This is a genomic window from Citricoccus sp. SGAir0253 (assembly GCF_005877055.1).
Lineage (GTDB): Bacteria > Actinomycetota > Actinomycetes > Actinomycetales > Micrococcaceae > Citricoccus.
In genome coordinates this window covers 2,302,053-2,322,596 of the sequence record NZ_CP039424.1, presented here as the reverse complement: position 1 = coordinate 2,322,596, position 20,544 = coordinate 2,302,053, and the positions used below count along the sequence as shown (strand labels likewise).

General features: G+C 74.6%; 15 protein-coding genes. 11 read left to right on the top strand and 4 right to left on the bottom strand.

The window, feature by feature from the left end; all coding sequences use genetic code 11:
• Positions 1–40: 40 nt before the first annotated feature.
• From E7744_RS15835 to E7744_RS10195, 6 genes are all read left to right on the top strand, one after another.
• Positions 41–6,211 carry an Ig-like domain-containing protein gene (locus E7744_RS15835; RefSeq protein WP_168199799.1) on the top strand — a complete coding sequence of 2,057 codons (6,171 nt, stop codon included), beginning with the start codon at positions 41–43 and terminating at the stop codon, positions 6,209–6,211.
• A gap of 65 nt (positions 6,212–6,276) precedes the next feature.
• Positions 6,277–6,894: an imidazoleglycerol-phosphate dehydratase HisB gene (gene hisB, locus E7744_RS10210; protein ID WP_137774021.1), complete on the top strand. Its 618-nt coding sequence runs from the start codon at positions 6,277–6,279 to the stop codon at positions 6,892–6,894.
• Positions 6,894–7,547 (top strand): imidazole glycerol phosphate synthase subunit HisH, encoded by a 654-nt coding sequence (hisH, locus tag E7744_RS10205; RefSeq protein ID WP_137774020.1) that lies wholly within the window; start codon positions 6,894–6,896, stop codon positions 7,545–7,547. The genes hisB and hisH overlap by 1 nt, the downstream gene beginning before the upstream one ends.
• Positions 7,547–7,699, top strand: coding sequence for a hypothetical protein (locus E7744_RS15830; protein ID WP_168199798.1), 153 nt, complete (start codon positions 7,547–7,549; stop codon positions 7,697–7,699). Before hisH ends, E7744_RS15830 begins: the two co-directional genes overlap by 1 nt.
• 51 nt (positions 7,700–7,750) lie before the next feature.
• Complete coding sequence (gene priA, locus E7744_RS10200) at positions 7,751–8,536, top strand: bifunctional 1-(5-phosphoribosyl)-5-((5-phosphoribosylamino)methylideneamino)imidazole-4-carboxamide isomerase/phosphoribosylanthranilate isomerase PriA (protein ID WP_137774019.1); 786 nt, start codon at positions 7,751–7,753, stop codon at positions 8,534–8,536.
• On the top strand, positions 8,533–9,438 hold the full coding sequence (locus tag E7744_RS10195; RefSeq protein WP_137774018.1) for an SseB family protein: 906 nt from the start codon (positions 8,533–8,535) through the stop codon (positions 9,436–9,438). Before priA ends, E7744_RS10195 begins: the two co-directional genes overlap by 4 nt.
• Positions 9,439–9,477: 39 nt before the next feature.
• On the opposite strand, the gene E7744_RS10190 is transcribed toward E7744_RS10195, so the two are convergent.
• From E7744_RS10190 to E7744_RS10180, 3 genes are read right to left on the bottom strand one after another with little or no spacing between them, the layout of a single operon-like run.
• On the bottom strand, positions 9,478–9,993 hold the full coding sequence (locus tag E7744_RS10190) for a MarR family winged helix-turn-helix transcriptional regulator (protein WP_137774017.1): 516 nt from the start codon (positions 9,991–9,993) through the stop codon (positions 9,478–9,480).
• Positions 9,968–10,681, bottom strand: coding sequence for a CE1759 family FMN reductase (locus tag E7744_RS10185; protein ID WP_137774016.1), 714 nt, complete (start codon positions 10,679–10,681; stop codon positions 9,968–9,970). Before E7744_RS10185 ends, E7744_RS10190 begins: the two co-directional genes overlap by 26 nt.
• Before the next feature lie 3 nt (positions 10,682–10,684).
• Positions 10,685–11,866, bottom strand: a complete 1,182-nt coding sequence (locus E7744_RS10180) for an LLM class flavin-dependent oxidoreductase (RefSeq protein WP_137774015.1) — start codon at positions 11,864–11,866, stop codon at positions 10,685–10,687.
• A 195-nt stretch (positions 11,867–12,061) separates the two neighbouring features.
• Between E7744_RS10180 and E7744_RS10175 the strand changes: the two genes are divergently transcribed.
• The gene (locus E7744_RS10175; protein ID WP_137774014.1) at positions 12,062–13,582 is read left to right on the top strand and encodes an MFS transporter; all 1,521 of its coding nucleotides are present in this window, start codon (positions 12,062–12,064) and stop codon (positions 13,580–13,582) included.
• 106 nt (positions 13,583–13,688) lie between these two features.
• Here E7744_RS10175 and E7744_RS10170 read toward each other — a convergent pair whose 3' ends face one another.
• A complete protein-coding gene (locus tag E7744_RS10170) occupies positions 13,689–16,793 on the bottom strand; it encodes an FtsK/SpoIIIE domain-containing protein (RefSeq protein ID WP_137774013.1) in 3,105 nt (1,034 codons plus the stop codon).
• Between the two features lie 271 nt (positions 16,794–17,064).
• Here E7744_RS10170 and E7744_RS10165 point away from each other — a divergent pair, with 271 nt between their 5' ends.
• From E7744_RS10165 to E7744_RS10150, 4 genes are all read left to right on the top strand, one after another.
• Positions 17,065–18,288 carry a CpaF family protein gene (locus tag E7744_RS10165; protein WP_137774012.1) on the top strand — a complete coding sequence of 408 codons (1,224 nt, stop codon included), beginning with the start codon at positions 17,065–17,067 and terminating at the stop codon, positions 18,286–18,288.
• Positions 18,288–19,139, top strand: a complete 852-nt coding sequence (locus E7744_RS10160) for a type II secretion system F family protein (RefSeq protein WP_137774011.1) — start codon at positions 18,288–18,290, stop codon at positions 19,137–19,139. The genes E7744_RS10165 and E7744_RS10160 overlap by 1 nt, the downstream gene beginning before the upstream one ends.
• Positions 19,140–20,075: a type II secretion system F family protein gene (locus E7744_RS10155; RefSeq protein WP_137774010.1), complete on the top strand. Its 936-nt coding sequence runs from the start codon at positions 19,140–19,142 to the stop codon at positions 20,073–20,075. It abuts the gene before it with no gap.
• A 250-nt stretch (positions 20,076–20,325) separates the two neighbouring features.
• Positions 20,326–20,544 carry a hypothetical protein gene (locus E7744_RS10150; protein ID WP_137774009.1) on the top strand — a complete coding sequence of 73 codons (219 nt, stop codon included), beginning with the start codon at positions 20,326–20,328 and terminating at the stop codon, positions 20,542–20,544.

The following is a 20,544-nucleotide window of genomic DNA, read 5'->3' as shown; positions in this document are numbered from 1 at the left end:
CCCTCGCGGGGAGGGGCCCGAAGTCTGTGGGGGGAGGGCCGTGGCACGGCCGGACTGGAAGCGCGCGTACACGGCACCGGTGGCCTTCACGGCGGTCGGAGCGCTCGTGGTCACCGGTGCGATGCTCCACCCGGGCTTCCAGGCGGCCGAGATGGACCTGCATGACGGCGGCATCTGGGTCACCTACGAGGACGGTGGGTACGTCGGCCACCTGAACCACCCCTCCCGGACGCTGGACGGCGGACTGAGGCCCCCGTTCGAGGACGCGCAGCTGCACCAGCAGGACGCGGTCGCCGTGATGCTCGACCCGGCCTCCGGTGCCCTGGTGGGCCTCGACCCGGTGGCCATGGCCGTGGGCGACCAGGTGATGATGCCGGCCACCGCGGGCTTCGCCCTGGGTGGCGGGTCGATCTCGGCCAGCGACCAGGAGGAGGGAAGGGTCTTCGCCGGCACCGCGGCGCCCACCCTCCAGGTCCCGGGCGAGGACCCGCTCTACGAGGGGGAGGGCTTCGTCGCCTCCACGACCTCCCTGGCCGGCGAGGTGCTCGTGGCGGACCTGCACGAGGACACCGTGCACCGGTTCGCGCCGCCCGGGCAACCCGGCGGGGCCTTCGAGGAGTCCGGCGTCGAGCGACTGGACGGGTTGGAGGCGATGGGGGAGCCCACCGTCACCGCGGTGGGGGACGTGCCCGTCGTCGTCGACGCCGATGCCGGCCGCCTCGCGTGGCCGGGGGGCAGCATCCGGGACGACCGCCTCGTCGGTGCCGTCCCCCAGCCGGCCGGTCCGGAGGCGACGGCCGTGGCCCTGGCCACGACGCGGGAGCTGTTGACCGTGGACCTCGGCTCCGGGACCGTCACCGCCCTGCCCATCGCGGCCCCGGGGGATCCCGGCGCCGGGGCGTCCCGACCGGGGGGGACCGCCGGGCCGGCGCAGTCGACGGCGCCCGTGCGAGTGGCCGGGTGCACCCACGCGGCCTCGTCGGCGACCGGCTACTACCTCCGCGACTGCGCCGGGGACCGGGACGACGAGGTGCTCCCGCTGGTCGACATGCGACCCGGTGCGGAGCTGGTCTTCCGGGTCAACCGGGACAAGGTGGTCCTCAACGACACGGCCGGGGGCACCACCTGGATGGTGCTCGAGCAGATGAAGGTCGTGGCGAACTGGGAGGACCTCGAACCGCCGAAGGGCGAGGGCGAGGAGGAGGACGAGGACTCCGAGGAGGTCACGCGCGAGACGGCACTGCCGGAGCGGGACGAGGAGAACCGTGCGCCCGTGACCGTCGACGACTCGTTCGGGGTTCGCCCCGGCAGGACCACCCAGCTCCCGGTGCTGGCGAACGACTCGGACCCCGACGGCGACCTGCTCACCGCCCGCCTCGACGGCGACCAGCCTGCGCTGGGCACCGTCCAGCCCATCCTGGACGGTGTGGGACTGCAGGTGGTGGTCCCCGAGTCCGCGTCCGGCACCGCGACCGTGTCGTACGTCGCGGACGACGGCCGGGGTGGGACGGACGCGGCGACCCTGACCCTGCGCGTGGTCCCGGACGAGCGCAACGGCGCCCCGGTCCAGCAGCGGGTGCCCGTGCTGCAGGTGCCCGCCGGACGGTCGGTCTCCGCCGAGGTGCTGGGTGACTGGACCGACCCGGACGGGGACGACCTGCAGCTCACCGGGGCCGTCGCCGAGTCCCCCGACTCCGTGCGGACCCGTCCGGACGGGCAGCTGGTGTTCCAGGACAACACCGGGGATCCGGGCACGCGCGAGGTGCAGCTGACCGTGTCGGATGGCCGGGAGTCGGCCACGGGCACCGTCCGGGTCGAGGTGCTGGACCGCGGCGAGATCCGCCCGCCGGTCACCGTGGCCGACCACGTGACGGTGCGCAGCGGCGAGGACGCCACCCTGAGACCGCTGGACAACGACGACGACCCGCTCGGCGGGGAACTGCGCCTGGCCTACGTGGGCACGGTCCCCGAGGCGCAGGTCTCCTACAGCAGCGCCGCCGGCACCGTCAACGTCACCGGCGGGGCGCCGGGGACCCACTACCTCGAGTACGTGGCCGCGAACGAGTTCGACTCCGCCCCCGGGCTGGTGCGCGTGGACGTGCTCGAGGAGGACGCCGAGGCCGGGCTGCCCGTGGCGGTCCGGGACACCGCACTGCTGCCGGCCGGGGGCGACACGCTGGTCAACGTGCTGGGCAACGACACGGACCCCGGCGGCGGGCTGCTCGTGGTCCAGGGCGTGGAGGAGGCCCGGGGCCACGACGGCGGGCCCGCCCCGATCACGGTGGCCGTGGAGGACTTCCACCACGTGCGCATCGTGGACAGCGGGGGACTGGCCCGGCCGGTCACCGTCACCTACCGGGTCGCGAACGCCGAGGGCACCTCGACGGGCGAGGTCACGGTCGTCCCCCTGCCGTCCCCCGCGACGCTGCACCCCCCGGTCGCCACTGCCGACACCGCGGTGGTGCGCGCCGGGGACATCACCACCGTCGACGTCCTGGCCAACGACAGCCACCCGGACGGCGCCGGGCTCGAGCTGGAGACCGAGCTGGTGGAGGGGCCGGCCGAGGGACAGGGCGTCGCGTTCGTCTCCGACGGCCGGCTGCGGTTCCGCGCCGGCGAGGAGGCCGGGCGCGTGCGCGTCACCTACCAGGTCCGCGGGCCGGACGGCCAGCGCGCCTCGGCCCCCGTCGAGTTCACCGTGACGCCGATGGACCGGGCCGCCAACAACCCGCCGGTCCCGCCTGCCGTGGAGGCCCGCGTGCTGGCGGGGAACTCCGTGACGGTGCCTGTTCGGCTGGATGGCACCGACCCGGACGGCGACTCGGTGCGCCTCGTGGGCGTGCAGTCCCCGCCGGCGCAGGGCTCGGTGCGCCTGGAGGAGGGCCGGCTGGTGTACCAGGCCATGGACGCCGCCTCGGGGACGGATGCCTTCACCTATCAGGTGATGGACCGGCTGGGGGCCACGGCCACGGGCACGGTGTCCGTGGGCATCGCGCGTCCGCTGGGCGTGAACCACCCGCCCGTGGCGCTCGACGAGGAGGTGAACGTGCGCCCGGGACGCACGTTCACCACCACCGTGCTGGCCAACGATGCGGACCCCGACGGCGACCCCGTGGCGTTGGTGCGGGACAGGTTCACCTCCTCCGCCGAGGAGGGCACCGCGGTCGAGATCGTCGACGGCCGGCTGCGGGTCACCGCGCCGGAGGTGGAGGGCCACGTGAACCTGCAGTACACGGTGGCCGACCCCGCCGGTGCCACGGACACCGGGGTCCTGGCGATCACGGTGGACGGGCAGGCGCCCCTGATGCCCCCGGTGGCGCGGGACGACGTCGTGGGCACGGAGGAGATCGCGGGCCGGGACCAGGTCTCGGTGCCCGTCCTGGACAACGACGAGGACCCGGACGGGGCCGTCCAGGACCTGGGGATCACCCTGGACGAGGCGGCCCTGGCGGCGGGCGCCCGGGTGGACGGGGACCGCGTGGTCGTGCCCGTCGCCCAGGACGGGCAGACCGTGATGTACACCGTCGAGGACATCGACGGCGGCACGGGACACGGGTTCATCCTGGTCCCGGGCGACGACGCGCGGGCCCCCTGGCTCACCACCGACGCGCCGCTCGAGGCCACGGCGGGCGAGACGCTGGACATCAGCCTGCAGGACCACGTGGGCGTGCGCGAGGGGCGCTCGCCGCGGCTGACGGGCGAGGACGCCGCCGCCGCGGCACCGGCCTCCTCGCGGCTCGAGGTGCGCTCGGCCACGGAGGTCCGCCTCACCACGGACCCGGGCTACTCCGGCCGCGCCACCGTCAACGTGACCGTCACCGACGGCGAGGGCGGGGGCGATCCCCACGGGCTCGTCTCGACGCTCTCGATCCCCGTCACCGTGACCCCCCGGCCGGAGGACAACGCCCCGCCGGCCGTGCAGTCCAGCGGCGTCGAGGTCGAGCAGGGCGGGGAGCCCGTGGAGGTCGAGCTCGGACCGCTGGCCCGGGACCCCGACGGCGACGACCTCTCCTTCGCGCTCGGGACCGTCCGCGGGGAGTTCGGCGCCGACCTGGACGGCGCCACCCTCACCGTCACGCCGTCCTCGAACGCGGAGCGCGGGACGACGGGGACGGTCCCGTTCACCGTGTCCGATGGCCGGGCCGACCCGGTCGCCGGCGAGATCACCGTCCGCGTGGTGGGCACCTCCCGCCCCCTGCCGCGCGCGGTCGCCGACGAGGTGCCGGACGCCCGGGCGGGGACGCCGGTCACGGTGGACGTGCTGGCCAACGACGTCAACCCGTTCGCCGGCGAGGGTGGGCTGACCGTCGTTGCGGCGGACGTGACCACGGGGGCCGGGACGGCGGTCACCGACGGCTCCACCGTGTCCATCACCCCGGACGCCGGCCATTCCGGCCGGATGCAGGTCACCTACGCGATCGAGGACCTCACGGGTGACCCGGCGCGGCGCGCGGAGGGAACCGTGACGGTCGTGGTCGAGGGCGCCCCGGATGCCCCCGGCGTGCCGCGCGTGGAGGGCGTCGACGACGGCGAGGTGTCGCTGTCCTGGGCCGCGCCGCCGGACAACGGGGCCCCGATCACGGGGTATACCGTCACCGACACGACCACCGGGGCCAGCCGGTCGTGCGCGGCCACCGCCTGCACCGTGACCGGGCTGGCCAACGCGGTCGAGCACCGGTTCTCGGTGACGGCCACCAACGCGGTCGGCGAGTCGGACCCGTCCGGGACCTCCGCGCCCGCGATCCCGGACGTGCGCCCGGGAACGCCGACGGCGCCCGTGGTGGAGGCCGGCGACGGCGTCGCGGACCTGGTCTGGACCGCGCCGGAGAACCGGGGCTCGGCGATCACCGGGTACCGCGTCCAGGTCTCTCCGGCCCTCACCGGCGGGGCGACCCGCACGACCGGGGCCGGGACCTCCCTGCGCTGGGACGGCCTGCGCAACGGCGTGCCGTACCGGTTCCGGATCCAGGCGTCGAACCGGGCCGACGAGCCCTCCGAATGGTCCCCGTGGTCCACCGACGTGACCCCCGCCGGCAGGCCGTTCGCGCCCGGGACCCCCACGGCCGTCCGCGACGAGTCCGTCGTCGACGGCGGCGTGGTGAGGGTCTCGTGGTCCGCCGCGGACGACAACGGCGGCGCCCTCACCGGGTACACCGTCACCGCCTACGCCGGCGGCCGCGCCGTGGCCACCCGCACGGTGGCCCCGGGGACCACGGGCGTGGGCTGGGCCGGGCTGGACACCTCGACGGCGTACGCCTTCTCGGTCACGGCGACGAACGCGGAGGGCGACTCCCCGTCCTCCGGGCGGTCGGCCGCGGTGACGCCCTTCGGCCTGCCCGGGGCCGTGTCCGGAGTGACCGCGCGGGCGACGGGCACCGACCGGCAGCTGCGCCTGTCCTTCGACGGAGCGGCGGCCAACGGCTCCCCGGTGACGTACCAGTACGCCGTCTCCGGTGGCGCCTGGCAGTCCCTGGGCCGGTCCACCGCGGGGACGGTCACCGTGCCGGCCAACGGCACCAGCTACCGGCTCTCCGTGCGGGCCGTGAACGACGCCGGCCCGGGGCCCACCGCCTCGGTGTCCGCCGAGCCCGCCCACGGCCCGTTCCGGATGCCCGCGATCACCGCCACGGCACAGGAGGGCGGTGCCAAGTTCACCTGGAGCCCGACGTCTGCCGCGGCGGTGGGCAACGGCCGACCGGTGACCATCACGCCCCGGGTCAACGGACAGCTGGTGGACAACGACGGCGAGTACACGACCGACCGGTTCCGCGAGGCCCGGGAGTTCACGATGTCGATCCGGGTGTGCGCCGAGGGCACGGAGGACTGCGAGACGGCCACGCGGGCGGTCACCTCCCGGCCCCTCCCGGACCCCACCGCGACCGTGGGCGTCGGCGGGCGGTACCCGGCGGACAGCTGCACCGAGAACGGCAACCCGGACGCCCCGTACACCAACTGCTGGTACACGACCATGGCGTTCTCGGGCATGGAGCCCGGACCGCTGCAGGTCACCTGCACCCCGCGGGGCTCGGCCACCAGCAGCCGGCCCGGCGAGGTCTACTCGTACAAGACCGGGACCGTGACGATCGGCGCGGACGGCAGGTACTCCGGGACGCCCGAGTTCTGCATCCTGCACGACGGCTTCGCGGACTTCCGGCTCACCCTGCCGGAGCTGGGCATGGAGTCCAACGTGATCTACGGTCCCTGGCCGTAGGCCGGCGTCCCGGGCCGGTAGACTGGTCCACCGGATCCCCACCATGTCAAGGAGCTGAGATACGCATGGGCGCAGAGCTGATCACCGGACGCCGGGCCAGGATGCAGCGCACCACCAGTGAATCCGACGTGTACGTCGAGATGGACCTGGACGGCACCGGGACCTCGGAGGTCTCCACCTCCGTCCCGTTCTACGACCACATGCTCACCGCCCTGTCCAAGCACTCCCAGGTGGACCTCGTCGTGCGCGCCACGGGGGACACCCACATCGACGTGCACCACACCGTGGAGGACGTCGCCATCACCCTCGGCGAGGTGCTCCGGGCCGCACTGGGGGACAAGCGGGGCATCCGCCGCTTCGGCGAGGCCTCGGTGCCGCTGGACGAGGCCCTCGCGCGCGCCGTCGTGGACGTCTCCGGCCGGCCCTACCTGGTCCACGAGGGCGAGCCCGAGGGCCAGCAGTACCACCTCATCGGCGGGCACTTCACCGGGTCCATGACGAGGCACGTCTTCGAGGCCATCACCTACCACGCCTCCATCTGCCTGCACATGGACGTCGTACGCGGGCGCGACCCCCACCACATCGTGGAGGCCCAGTTCAAGGCCTTCGCCCGCGCGCTGCGCGCCGCCGTCGAGGACGACCCGCGCGTGACCGGCGTGCCCTCCACGAAGGGCGCGCTGTGATGACCGGCGCCTCCGGCCGCGGCCGGCCCACCGTCGCCGTCCTGGACTACGGCTCGGGCAACACCCACTCCGCCGTGCGCGCCCTGCAGCGCGCCGGTGCCGACGCCGAGTTGACCGCCGACCCGGACGCGGTCATGGAGGCCGACGGGCTCGTGGTGCCCGGGGTGGGCGCCTTCCACTCCGTCATGGCGGCGCTCAAGGACCTGGGGGCCACCCGCTGGATCGGCCGCCGGGTGGCCGGCGGGCGTCCCGTGCTGGGCATCTGCGTGGGCCACCAGATCCTCTTCGACGCCGGCGTGGAGCACGGCGTGCGCACCGAGGGGATGGCCGAGTGGCCCGGCGTCGTCGAGGCGCTGCCGGCGGAGATCGTCCCGCACATGGGCTGGAACACGGTGCGCCCGCCCGAGGGCTCGGCGCTGTTCCGCGGCATCGAGGACGAGCGGTTCTACTTCGTGCACTCCTACGGCGTGCTGCGCTGGGAGTTCGACCAGGCGCACGCCGCGATGACCCCGCCGCAGGTCACGTGGGCGCACCACGGGGCGGACTTCATCGCCGCCGTGGAGAACGGCCCGCTGTCCGCCACCCAGTTCCACCCGGAGAAGTCCGGGGACGCCGGCATGCAGCTGCTGTCGAACTGGCTGGGCACCCTCTGATGCCCTACTGGTCCACGCTGCTCATCGCCCTGGGCGGACTGCTGCTGGGCGGGGCCTGGTCGCTGCGCACGCAGAAGGCCCCCGTCTGGGCGCAGGCCGGCTTCGTCGCCTGCGCCGTGCTGGCGATCATCGCCGGCTTCGTCACCGCCTGACCGCGGCCCGCATCCCCCGAACCGTCCTTCGACCCCGAGAGGAACCCCCTCATGACCCAGTCCCCGCACGGCGCCCCGGCGCTGGAGCTGCTCCCCGCCGTCGACGTCCAGGACGGCCAGGCCGTGCGCCTCGTCCAGGGCGAGGCCGGCTCGGCCACCTCCTACGGCGACCCGCTCGAGGCCGCCCTGGCCTGGCAGCAGGCCGGCGCGGAGTGGATCCACCTCGTGGACCTCGACGCCGCCTTCGGGCGCGGGGACAACCGCGACGTGATGTCCCGCGTGGTGGACGAGCTCGGCGTCAAGGTCGAGCTCTCCGGCGGCATCCGCGACGACGCCTCGCTCGAGAACGCCCTGGCCATGGGCGCCACCCGCGTGAACCTGGGCACCGCCGCGCTGGAGGACCCGGCCTGGACGGCCCGTGTCATCGAGCGCTTCGGCGAGCAGGTCGCCGTCGGGCTGGACGTGCGCGGCACCACCCTGGCCGCGCGCGGCTGGACCAAGGACGGCGGGGACCTGTGGGAGGTGCTGGCCCGCCTCGAGGAGGCCGGCTGCGCCCGCTACGTGGTCACCGACGTCACCAAGGACGGCACCCTGCGCGGGCCGAACACCGGGCTGCTGGCCGAGGTGTGCGCCAAGACCGCCAAGCCCGTGGTGGCCTCCGGCGGGATCTCCTCGCTCGAGGACGTCGCCGCGCTGTACGCCATGGTCGGCACCGGCGTCGAGGGCGCCATCATGGGCAAGGCCCTGTACGCCGGCCGGTTCACCCTCGAGCAGGCCCTGCTCGTGGCCCGCGGCGTGGCCGTCCAGGACGCCGTGGAGCAGGCCCCCGCCCGGTGACGGAGCGCGAGGGCGGACGCCACCTGCCCGGGCACATCCAGGCCGCCATCGAGCGCACCCTGGCCCGGCAGCACCGGGACGAGGCCGGCCGCCCGGCCGACTCGGCGGGCGTGGCGTGGGAGGGCCGGGACCTCACCGGCCCGGGGGTCGGCGACTCGGCCAACCCGCTGCACGCCTTCGACCACGACGACGGCACGGCCGACCCGGCGTGGGCGCCGGTCCTGGACCGGCTGGCCGCGGGGCAGGCGGGCGAGGCCGACGTCGTGGCCGTCCTGTCCCGCATGCGCGTGTTCGCCGCGGTGCTGCCCACGGTGGCCGAGCGCGACGCCCACGGCGGGGACAAGGAGGCCGACGTGGCCCTCGTGACCCTGCGCGCCGCGGACGGGCGCACCGCCATGCCGGTGTTCACCAGCGTCCCGGCCCTGACCGCCTGGCACCCGCAGGCACGGCCCGTCGCCGCGTGGATGCCGCGGGCGTGCCTGTCCGCCGCGGACGAGGGCGCCGAGCTGGTGGTCGTGGACCCCGGGGCCGAGCGCACCTTCGTGGTGCGCCGCCCCGCCGTCTGGGCCCTGGCCCAGCAGCGGGACTGGACCCCCTCCTACCGGGACGAGGAACTGGCCCGGGAACTGGCCGCCGTCGTGGACCTCGTGCCGGGCCTGGAGCGCATCGCCCTGGCCCCCGGCGCCGGGGTGGCCTCGCGCACCGCCTCCGGGGCCGTGCTGCCCGGCGGCGGGTCCGGACCCGAGCTGCGGCTCGTCGCCTACCCCGAGGCCGCGCTCGCCGCCGGCGGGGACGAGGCCGGGTTGCGGCTGATGGCCGCGACGCTGCAGCAGGTGCTCGGCGAGGTCGAGGCGCTGGCCGAGCGGGCCGACTCGGTCGAGATCACCGTCGGCCGGGGCTGACCCCGGCCGACGGCCCCTCTCGCGGCTCGGTCCCGCGGCTCAGTCCCGCGGCGTCCCCTCGAGGCTGCAGCCCAGGCGGGAGAACACGGCGAGCAGGGTCGCGGCCTCCTCCTCGTCGATCCGGTCCAGGAACAGCTCCCGCACCTGGCGGGAGTGCAGGGCCGCGGCCTTGCGGAACAGGGCGCGGCCGGCGTCGGTGATCACGGCCTCCGAGCCGCGGCCGTCCTCGGAGCAGGCGCGGCGGAGCACGAGGCCCTGCCGCTCCAGGACCTTGACCTGGTAGGTCACCCGCGAGGGCGAGAACACCATGAGGCTGGCCAGCTCGCCCATGCGCAGGTGGCCCTCTGCGGACTCGGTGAGCAGCAGCAGCAGGTTGTAGTCGGCCAGGTGCAGGCCCGTCTCCGCCTTGAGGGTGCGCTCGAGCCGGTCCTGCAGCAGGGCCGTCGCCTCGAAGTAGGCGCGCCAGGCCCGGCGGTGCGTGTCCCCGGGGTCCCGCCCCGGCAGGGCGCTGCGGGACCAGCCGGCCGCCTCAGCGTCCACGGAGGAGCTGGTCAAAGGGGATCACCTCCAGCGGCTTGGCCGCACCGGCGGCGCGGCGCGGGCGGGCGGGCAGGCGGGCCACCACCGAGGCCAGGTCCGCCCCGGCCGCGGCGATGCGCTGCTGCAGCGGGTCCGTCCGGGTGGAGGCCTGGCCGCCGGTGACCTCGCCCCAGTCGTCCGAGGCGGCGAACACGGCCGAGGGCAGCACCTTGGTACGCAGGTAGCTGAACAACGGGCGCATGGCCGTGTCGATCATCAGCGAGTGCCGCGGCGTGCCGCCGGTCGCCCCGAGCAGGACCGGCACGTCCCGGAGGGCGCCGTCCTCCACGAGGTCCCAGAAGGACTTGAACAGCCCCGAGTAGGACGCCTTGAAGGTGGGGGAGACGGCGATGACGCCGTCGGCCTGCTCGACCTCGTCCAGCGCGGCCTGCAGGGCCTCGGACCGGGAGGGGTTGACCATCGCCTCGGCGATGTCCGTGGCCAGCAGCCGCAGCTCCACCACGTGCACCTCGGGCACGATCCCCTCGGCGGAGAGCACGTCCGCGGCGGCGGCGGCCATCCGGTCGGCCAGCTGGCGGGAGGACGACGGGTCTCCCAGGCCGCCGGAGACGACGACCAGGTGCCGGGCGCCGGGGGTGAACGGGTCGGTGGCCTCGGGTGCGCCGAACGCGTCCGGGGCCCCGCCCTGCGGGTCGACTGCCATCGCTCACGCCCCCTTGGCGGTGTTCTCGGCGGCGGCCTTCTCGGCGCGCTCCTGGGCGTCCGTCCAGGCCTGCGAGCCCTCGGCGCCGCCGGGCACGGGGGCCTCGCCGCGGCGGGCACGCTCCACGAGGAACTCGTGCGTGGGGGCCTCGGGGACGTCCGCCGGCTTGAGCGCGGCGAACTCCCGGCGCAGCACCGGCAGGACCTCCTCGCCGAACAGGTCGATCTGCTCCAGGACGGTGTCCGTGGGCAGTCCGGCGTGGTCGATGAGGAACATCTGGCGCTGGTAGTCGCCCACCCAGTCCCGGAAGGACAGGGTCCGCTCGATGACCTGCTGCGGGGAGCCCACCGTCAGCGGGGTCATCCGGGAGAACTGCTCGAGGGACGGGCCGTGGCCGTAGACGGGGGCGTTGTCGAAGTACGGCCGGAACTCGTTGACGGCGTCCTGGGAGTTCTTGCGCATGAACGCCTGCCCGCCGAGGGCCACGTAGGCCTGGTGCGCCTGGCCGTGGCCGTAGTACTCGTAGCGCTGGCGGTAGAGCTGCACCATCTGGATGACGTGCTCCTTGTTCCAGAAGATGTTGTTGTGGAAGAAGCCGTCACCGTAGTAGGCCGCCTGCTCGGCGATCTCGGCGGAGCGGATGGAGCCGTGCCACACGAACGGGGCCACGCCGTCCAGCGGCTGCGGGGTCAGGGTGAAGTCCTGCAGCGGGGTGCGGAACCGGCCCTGCCAGTCCACGGACTGCTCGTGCCACAGGCGGTACAGCAGGTGGTAGTTCTCCACGGCGAGCGGGATGCCCTGGCGGATGTCCTTGCCGAACCACGGGTACACGGGCCCCGTGTTGCCGCGGCCCATGGTCAGGTCCACGCGGCCGTCCGCCAGGTGCTGCAGGTAGGAGTAGTCCTCGGCCAGCCGCACCGGGTCCATGGTGGTGATGAGGGTGGTGGCCGTGGACAGCTGCAGCGTCTCGGTCTGGGCGGCGAGGTAGGCCAGCAGGGTCGGCGGGTTGCCGGGCGCCACGAAGGGCGGATTGTGGTGCTGGCCGGTGGCGAACACGTCGAAGCCCGCCTGCTCGGCGTGCTTGGCGATCCGGACGGTGTCCTTGATCCGCTGGTGCTCGGTGGGCGTGGTGCCGTTCGTGGGGTCCGTGGTGATGTCACCGATGGTGAAGACGCCGAACTGCATGGTCTGCTCCTTGCCGCGAGGGTTCGTTGAAATTTGAATCAACGGGTACAACCGGGGCGTGCGGTGATGTATTCCCAGCATCCTCCACCCGGTGCCCCGGCGGCAGGTCCCGACGGCGGCCCGGATCCTCCGCGGCGAGCGTGCGGGCCGGGCCCGGGGCACCGGGTGGCGGGCGCGCGGCGATAGCATGCACCAGTGAACTTCGCCGCCTACGGTCAGCTGCTGCGGGACGTGCGCCTGCGGCGCGTCCTGGGCATCGGCTTCGTCGCCCGGTTCCCGCACTCGGCGGCCGGCATCATCCTGACCCTGCACGTGGCCGTGACCATGGGCCTCGGCTACGGCGCCGCGGGCCTGGCCACCGCCGCCATGACCCTCGGCCTCGCCGTCGGCGCGCCGTGGCGCGGCCGGCAGGTGGACCGCCACGGGCTGCGCCGCGCGCTCGTGCCCTCCGTGGTGGCCGAGGCCCTCGTGTGGACGGTGGTGCCGCACCTGCCCTTCCCCTGGCTGCTCGCCGGGGTGTTCCTCGGCGGGGTGTTCGCGCTGCCGGTCTTCTCCGTGGTACGCCAGTCGATCGGCGTGCTCACCCGCGGACAGCAGCGCGAGACCGCCTTCGCCCTGGACTCCATCATCACCGAGACGATCTTCATGATGGGCCCGGCCCTGGGCGCCGTCGTCGCCACGGGCTGGTCCAGCGCGTGGGGACTGGCGATCATCGGCTGGTCGGCGGCCGTGGCGGGGCTGTACCTGATGTGGTTCGACCCGCCCACCCGCAGCGAGCAGGTGGCCGCGCCCGCCGGGGGAGCGGACGGCGACTACTCCGCCGCGGAGGACCGGGACCGCGCCGTCACCGGGGCCGTCCACGGAGCGCCGGCCCACCTGGAGCTCACCGCCCCCGAGGTGCCGACCGGCGCCCTGCCGCTGGTGCCCGCGGGCGGTGCCGGGACGCCGTCGGGAGGCCCCGACGGCGGCGCCGACCCCGGCGCCCCCGTCCCCGGCGGGTCCCGGCGCCGGGGGGCCGGAAGGCTGCGGGCGGCCTTCAGCTGGCTGACGCCCTCCGCGCTCGCCGTGCTGGTGGTCTCCGGCGCCGCCGGGATGCTCATGGTGGGCACCGAGGTCGCGATGGTGGCCGAGCTCGAGCACGCGGGCCTCGCCGGCCAGGTGGGCATCGTCTACGCCACCTGGTGTGGGGCCTCCGCCGTCGGCGGCCTGCTCTACGGGGCCGCCGGCCGGAGGATCTCCCCGCTGCTGCTGATGGGCGTCTTCGCCCTGGGCACGCTGCCGCTGGCCCTCGTGGACGGGGTGTGGCCGCTGGCCCTCGTGGCGGTGCTGTCCGGGCTGTTCACCGCCCCGACGCTGGCCGCCGCCTCCGCCCAGCTGTCCCGGATCGTGCCCGAGGACCGCCGCGGGGAGGCGATGGGCTACTACGGCTCGGCCATGACCGCCGGTGCGGCGATGGGCGCCCCGGTGGCCGGCATCGTGATCGACGGCGTGGCCCCGGAGGCCGGCTACCTCCTCGCGGCGGGGGTCGCCCTGGCGCTGGTCGGGGTGGCCGTGGTCGCCCGCACCGTGCTGAGGTGGCGGCGGGGTGCGGGCGCGGTCGCCGGTCGGACTGCCGGCCAGGCGGGGGAGCCGGTGACCGAGCCAGCCGGTGCGGGACCGGGGGAACCGGCCGAGGAGGGGACCGGCGAGTGGGCCGACGAGCGCGCCGGGCGCTGAGCGACGAGCCCGGACTGTCGCCACCGGTCCCCGCCCCGTGCTGACCACCGCTGCTGCGGCCGGCGTGCGGCGACCCCCTCGTGTCGGACCGGCGGATCGCTGGTGCTCACGCCGGTTCCGCCGGACGGGCCGGTGGCCTGAGCGCCAGCTGGACGGCGATCCCGGGGGCCGGTTCCCCGGGCGAGACCATGACCGCGCGGCCCGGCACCTCGGGCACCCGGTGCAGGGTCGGCCACACCATGCGCTGCTCCGGCGTGGACCCGGACGGCAGGTAGAACCGCCGGGGCACCTGTGCCAGCACGCGGCCCCCGGCCAGTTCCCGCCCGCCGAACAGGGCGACGGCCAGCACAGAGGGCGGGTGGTCCCGCAGCAGCGTGCCGAGGCGCTCCTCCACCGTCTCGTACCCGGAGCCCACGCGGAGCACCGACCACCGACCCCATCCCGTGATGACCACGTGGACGGGGCGCCGCCCCGACAGCTCGGTGCCGATCCCGTCGAAGGCGGCCTCCAGCCGCTCCGCCGGTGCGGTGGCGGGGGACAGCACCGTCCAGTTGGGCGGGAGTCCGCTCCCGGCCTGGAGGTCCCCGACGCCGTCCAGCACCACGGTGTGCGGCGCCAGGGGTGCCGCCGCGGTCCCGTTCGGCCGGTCGGCGTGCTCCATGGCCCGCCGGGCGAGCTGGGCGATGACCGACCGGGCGGCGTCGTGCAGCCCTCCGGCCGCCACGCCGATCCAGGCCACCGGCACGTCCCGGCCGGGCTCCCAGGTCACCGGTTCCCGGCGGCGGTGGCGGGGGAGGTCGGCCAGCCCCAGGACGACGGCGTCGCGCCCCGCCGCCCGGTGATCGGCCTCCGTGGGCACCCAGCGGTCCGGCAGGGCCGGGGTGACGACGGGCTCCGGGAGGCGCAGGCCGCGTGCGGCGGTCCGGTCCGCGACGGCCTGGACGAGGCCTGCCCACGGGGCCGCGTCGGGGTCCCGCGCCGTCGTGGTGGTGCCGTCCCACGGTTCGAGCCAGGGCGGGCCCGGGGGCCGGGCGAACCGCCCGGCGCGGAAGGCGCGCAGCGGCCCGCCGCCGTGGCGGATGAACGCGTGTCCGGGGCGGTCGGGATCCAGGCCGTGGGCGTCAGGTGCACCGAGGACGTCCCACGACTCCTGCTCCGTCGCCGTGCGCAGGCAGACGACCGTGCCGAGGTTGGACCGGACGTCCGGGCTCACCGCTCCCTGGGCCCGCTGGGTGGCCAGGAGGAGGTGGAAGCCGAGTGACCGGCCCGTGGCTGCCAACCGGGCCAGGACCGACGCCGCCCGGGGATGGTCCTCCACGAGGACGCGGAGTTCGTCCACCGCGACCACGAGCCGGGGCAGGAGCTGATCGGGGTGTGCACGGCGATGGGCGGCGTAGTCGGGACTCCCGGCGGCGAGGAACAGCTCCTCCCGGCGGTGCAGCTCGGCGGTCAGCGCATCGACCGTGCGCAATGACTCGGCCTCGACGAGGTTCGTCTCGACCGACATGGTGTGGGGCAGGCCGGACAACGGCGCGAACGACGATCCGCCCTTGAAGTCCATGAGGACGTACGACACCTCGGCCGGCGGGTACTCCGCGGCCAGGCCCACCAGGGCGGTGAGCAACAGTTCCGACTTCCCCGAGCCGGTGGTCCCCGCGACCAGCACGTGGGGGCCGTCGCCCACGAGGTCCAGGGTGACCGGTTCGGCCCCGCCGGCGAGGGTGCAGCGCAGCCCGGCGGTCGCCGACCCGGACAGCCCGGGCTCCGGCCAGTCGAGCCCCGGGGGCGCCTGCCGGTGCGGGGGGCGGGGGCTCGCCCCCAGCTCGTCCACGAGCCGGGCGGCCGTCGTGGGGGACAGCCCGTCCCAGCGCAGGCCGGTGTACTCCAGGCCCCCCACGGTGGCGGTCCCCTCGTCGGGCCTCACGGCGTCACCCTGCCCGAGCCCCTCGACCCGGTCGCCCCGGCCGAGCACCACGAGGTGCCAGCCGGCCGGGATGCCGGCCCGGGAGGCGTCGGCCGCCAGGATCGCGGTTCCCTCGGCGGCGTCCCGTCCCCCGCCCAGCCAGGAGTCGCCCTCCGCGGTGCGGACCAGGATGCCGCGTGCCGTCGCGACGGCGTCACGGCACAGTTGGACCACCAGCCACGGGACGAGGTGGTCCAGGGTGGAGCGGCGGCCGAACACCCGGGTGGTCGCACCCGGGTGGAGCTCGGTGACCACGGCCAGGCACGTCCTCGACCAGGACGCCCAGTCGTCCCGGTCCTGCGCGGAGCCCACGGGCAGCGTGGCCGTCGCGGTGCCCCAGCGGACCGCCGGGGGGCCGGGGGAGGCGCCGTGGACCCCGAAGCGGTCCGGCACGGCGGCGCGGGAGGCCAGGGCGAGGGCTCCCGGGCCGGGCGCCACCGCCGCGACGCGCGCGGCGAGGTCATCGGCCTCCCGCCGGATCCGGCGGCCGTGGCGTGCCCGCGCCGTGCGGTGCTGGGTCCACATCACCGCCGCGACCGCGACCGAGACGAGGCTGAAGAGCAGGAAGAACCAATGCCCCGTCGCCAACGCCAAGGCCAGCCCCACCACGAGGGGTCCCAGGGCCATGACGACCTGGAGGAGGGCGTTCGGCCGCGTGGGCTCCGGCCCGGGATCCACGGCCAGTGGCGGAAGGGGGGACCGGGGTCCCAGCGGACCGGGACGGCCCCGCACCAGGCGGAAGTCCGTGGTGCCCCGGGTCCACGGCTCGGCGCCGGTGACGTGCCCCCTCGCGGTGCCGGGCCGCCGCCCGGGGTGCCCGGTCGAGTCGCCCAAGGGCTCGATGCGCACGCCCTCCGGCTCCACGACCACCCGGAAGTGCGGGGCCGAGAGGAACGGATCGGCCACCCGGACGTCGCACTGGTTCCGGCCCACCGTGAGCCCGGACCGGGGCAGGGCGGCGAGCAGGCCGGCGTCGGGACCCGACGCGGTCACCATGACCACCTCCGGGCCGCCCTCCCGGCCCGACTCCCCGGACGTGGCTGGACGGGCGACGACGGTGAGGGACGGAACCCCCTGCAGGGCGGCGGGCGTGAGGCGGCCCAGGGGCCGGCCCGCGGCGGTGAAGCGATGCCCGGGCAGGTGACGACGCAACAGGACCTCCACGTCGGCGCCGTCGGCGGTACCCAGGTCGTGCGCGGCCCACCAGGGTGCCGCGCCGTCGGGCAGGCCCAGGATCCGCAGCCACATCGTCCGTCCCCTCTCGTCTCCACGGACAGGGCGGTGGAGTCAACGGCCCCGGGTCCGCCCTCCGGCACATCCTCCCGGCCTGAGGGACGGGCGGCGGGGTGGTCGGCGTCGGCTGTGGACGACACGCCCTGCGGGAAGCGGCACGTCACGGGCGGATTGCGTTGTCCACAGGCATGTGACGGGTGTTACCCGCCGCGGCGGGAACTCGGTACGCTCTGACCGAGGCCGGGGACAGGCCGGTGGCCCGAGGGGCCCGCATGGAGGGGAGACCATGGAAGCCATCCGCATCCTGACGGACGAGGTCCGCGAGTTGATCCGTCGCCGGGGCGTCGATCCGCTCCGTGAGCCGGACGACGTGCGGCGCCTGGTGCAGGACGCCACGGCGGACTACGACGCACGGTCCCTCGTCGGGTCCCTCCCGCTGCTCCCGGACCGGGACGAGGCCGTCCGGAGCGTCTTCGACGCCGTGGCCGGGTTCGGGGCGCTGCAGCCACTGCTCGACGACGACTCCGTCGAGGAGATCTGGATCAACGCCCCGACGGCCGTGTTCTGCGCGCGAGCAGGGGTCTCCGAGCTCACGGACATCACCCTGACCGAGGAGAACGTCCGGGACCTGGTCGAGCGGATGCTGAAGACCTCGGGGCGGCGGCTGGACCTGTCCTCGCCGTTCGTCGATGCCGCCCTGCCCGACGGCTCCCGGCTGCACGTGGTGATCCCCGACATCACCCAGCGGCACTGGTCCGTCAACATCCGCAAGTTCGTCGTGCGGGCGCATCACCTCGAGGACCTCGTGCGCTCGGGCTCCCTCAGCGCGGAGGCGGCACGCTACCTGGACGCCGCCGTCGACGCGGGGTTGAACATCCTCGTCTCCGGAGCGACGCAGGCCGGCAAGACGACGCTCCTCAATTGCCTCTCCGCCTCCATCGGCAGCCGGGAACGCGTCGTCACGGTGGAGGAGATCTTCGAGCTGAAGCTGCCGCTGCGGGACGTGGTGCAGATGCAGTGCCGCCAGCCCAACCTGGAAGGCCACGGGGAGATCGCCCTGCGTCGCCTCGTCAAGGAGGCCCTGCGGATGCGACCGGACCGGCTGATCGTGGGCGAGGTCCGGGAGGCCGAGAGCCTGGACATGCTCGTGGCCCTGAACAGCGGCCTGCCCGGGATGTGCACGATCCACGCGAACAGCGCCTCGGACGCCCTGGCGAAGATCTGCACCCTACCCCTCATGGCCGGGGAGAACATCTCGCGGAACTTCGTCGTCCCCACGGTCGCCTCCTGCTTCGACCTCGTGGTGCACTGCACCCGTGATCGCCGCGGACGGCGTTACGTGGAGGAGATCCTTGCCGTCGGCACCCGGGTCGAGGACGGTGTCATCGAGTCGTCGACCGTCTTCCACCGCGTCGACGGCCGCCTGGTCCTCAACCCCTCCGCCATGCTGGAGAACCCCAAGCTGGAGGCCCACGGGTACGATCCCCGCGCCGTGGCAGGAGTGGCCTGATGTCGCTGCTGCTCGGCCTCGGCCTCGGGACCGGCCTGTTCCTGGTGTGGTGGTCCTTCTGGCCCCGGACGCCGCAGGACCGCGTCCTCGTCCGGGACGGCCGGCTGCGGCAACTGCTGGCCCAGGCCGGCGTCGAGCAGGTGGGACCGGCCGGCGTCCTGGCCGCCACGGTCGGCTGTGGGGTCGTCGCGCTCCTCACGGTCTTCCTGCTCACCCGGACCCTCACGATCGCCCTGTGCTTCTCCCTGTTCGGAGCGCTCGTGCCCTGGGTGACCCTCCGGTGGCAGGCCCGGAAGCGCCGCACGCTGCTGCGCGACGTGTGGCCGGATGCGGTGGACCACCTGCGGTCGGCGGTCCGGGCCGGACTGACCCTGCCGGAGGCGCTCATCCAGCTGGGGGACAAGGGGCCGGAAGAACTGCAGCCGGCCTTCCGGGACTTCGCCCGTGACTACCGTTCCGGCCTGCGGTTCACCGATGCCCTGGACAACCTCAAGTTCCGCATGGCCGACCCGGTCGCCGACCGCCTCGTCGCCGCACTGCGCCTCACGCGGGACGTGGGAGGCGCGGACCTCGGCACGCTGCTGTCCACGCTCTCGGAGTTCCTGCGCGAGGACGCCCGGACCCGCAGTGAACTGGAGTCGCGCCAGTCCTGGACGGTCAACGCGGCCCGGCTGGCCGTGGCGGCCCCGTGGATCGTCCTGTTGCTGCTGGGGACGCAGCCGGAGGCCGTACGGGCGTACCAGTCCCTGACCGGGCTGATGGTCCTGGCCGGCGGCCTGGTCGTCTCGGTGGTCTGCTACCAGCTGATGCTGCGGATCGGCTCGCTCCCGGACGAGAAGAGGGTGCTGTAGATGAGCGCCCTCGCCGTCGCCCTCGTCCTGGGCCTCACGCTGGGCTGCGGCCTGGCCCTCGTCGTGAGCGGCGTTCCCTGGGGGTGGCAGCCGTCCCTGGTCCGTCGGGTGGAGCCCCAGTTGCGCAACCGGACGCCCGCGTCGTCACTCCTGGCCGAGCACCCGAGGGTCACGCCGTGGGGCGCCCTGGGCCGCATCATGCAGCCCGTGCTGGCCGAGGGCGTGCGCCACCTCGACCGCTTCAACCTGGGGCAACAGGCCCTCGAGCGCAAGCTCGAGGCCGCGGGCTCGGAGCTGTCCGTGCAGGACTACCGGGCGCAGCAGCTCATGACCGCGGCGGCGGGCGCGGGTGCGGGCATGGTCGGCTGCGTGGCCCTCGCCGTCAACGGCGGCCTCCATCCCCTGCTCGGTGTCGTCACGGTGCTGTGCCTGGCCGTGGTCGGGTTCTTCCTGAGGGACAACGTGCTGAGCGCGCAGGTGAAGCGGCGTCGCACCCGGATCCTCAGCGAGTTCCCCTCCATCGCGGAACTGTTCGCCATGTCCGTGAGCGCCGGCGACAGCGCGCCCGGGGCCTTGGAGCGGGTCGCGACGTCGGCGCGCGGTGCGCTCGCGGAGGAGTTCGGCCAGGTGCTGGCCGACATGCGAGCGGGCTCGTCCGTCCACACCGCCCTGAAGTCGTGTGCGCGCCGGATCCAGCTGGCCCCCGTGGAACGCTTCATCGAAGGGGTGCTCGTGGCCCTGGAGCGGGGCACGCCGCTGGCCGATGTCCTGAGGGCGCAGGCCAGGGACGTGCGCGAGTTGTCCAAGCGCGAGTTGCTGGAGTCCGCCGGTCGCAAGGAGATCGGCATGATGACCCCGCTCGTGTTCGGCATCCTTCCGCTGACCGTCATCTTCGCGATCTACCCGGGAATCTCCCTCATGAACCTCGGCTTCTGAGTCCGACGGCGGTCGCCCCGGCCGCCCGGCCTTCGACCCCGACCCTTCGACCCCGACCTTTCGACCCCGACCTTTCGACCCCGACCCTTCGAACCCGGCCTTTGGACCCCCGACCCCACGCCATGCATTCCCGGAGGCGCCGCCTTCCCGACCACCACCGACACCACCGACCTCACGACACCACCGACCTCACGACACCACCGACCTCACGACACCACCGACCTCACGCACCACCCATGGAGGGGACACCATGAACCAGGACCACCACGGCACCGATCGGCTGTACCGCGCCCTCGCCGGTCTCCGCGCCTTCCTCGCCGACGCCCGGACCGACGAGCGCGGGGACGTCCCCGGCTGGGTGATGATCACCCTGATGTCCGCACTGCTCGTCGCCGGCCTGCTGGCGATCGCCGGACCGGCCCTGACCGACCTGTTCAACCAGGCCATCAGCCAGGTCTCGACCAACTGA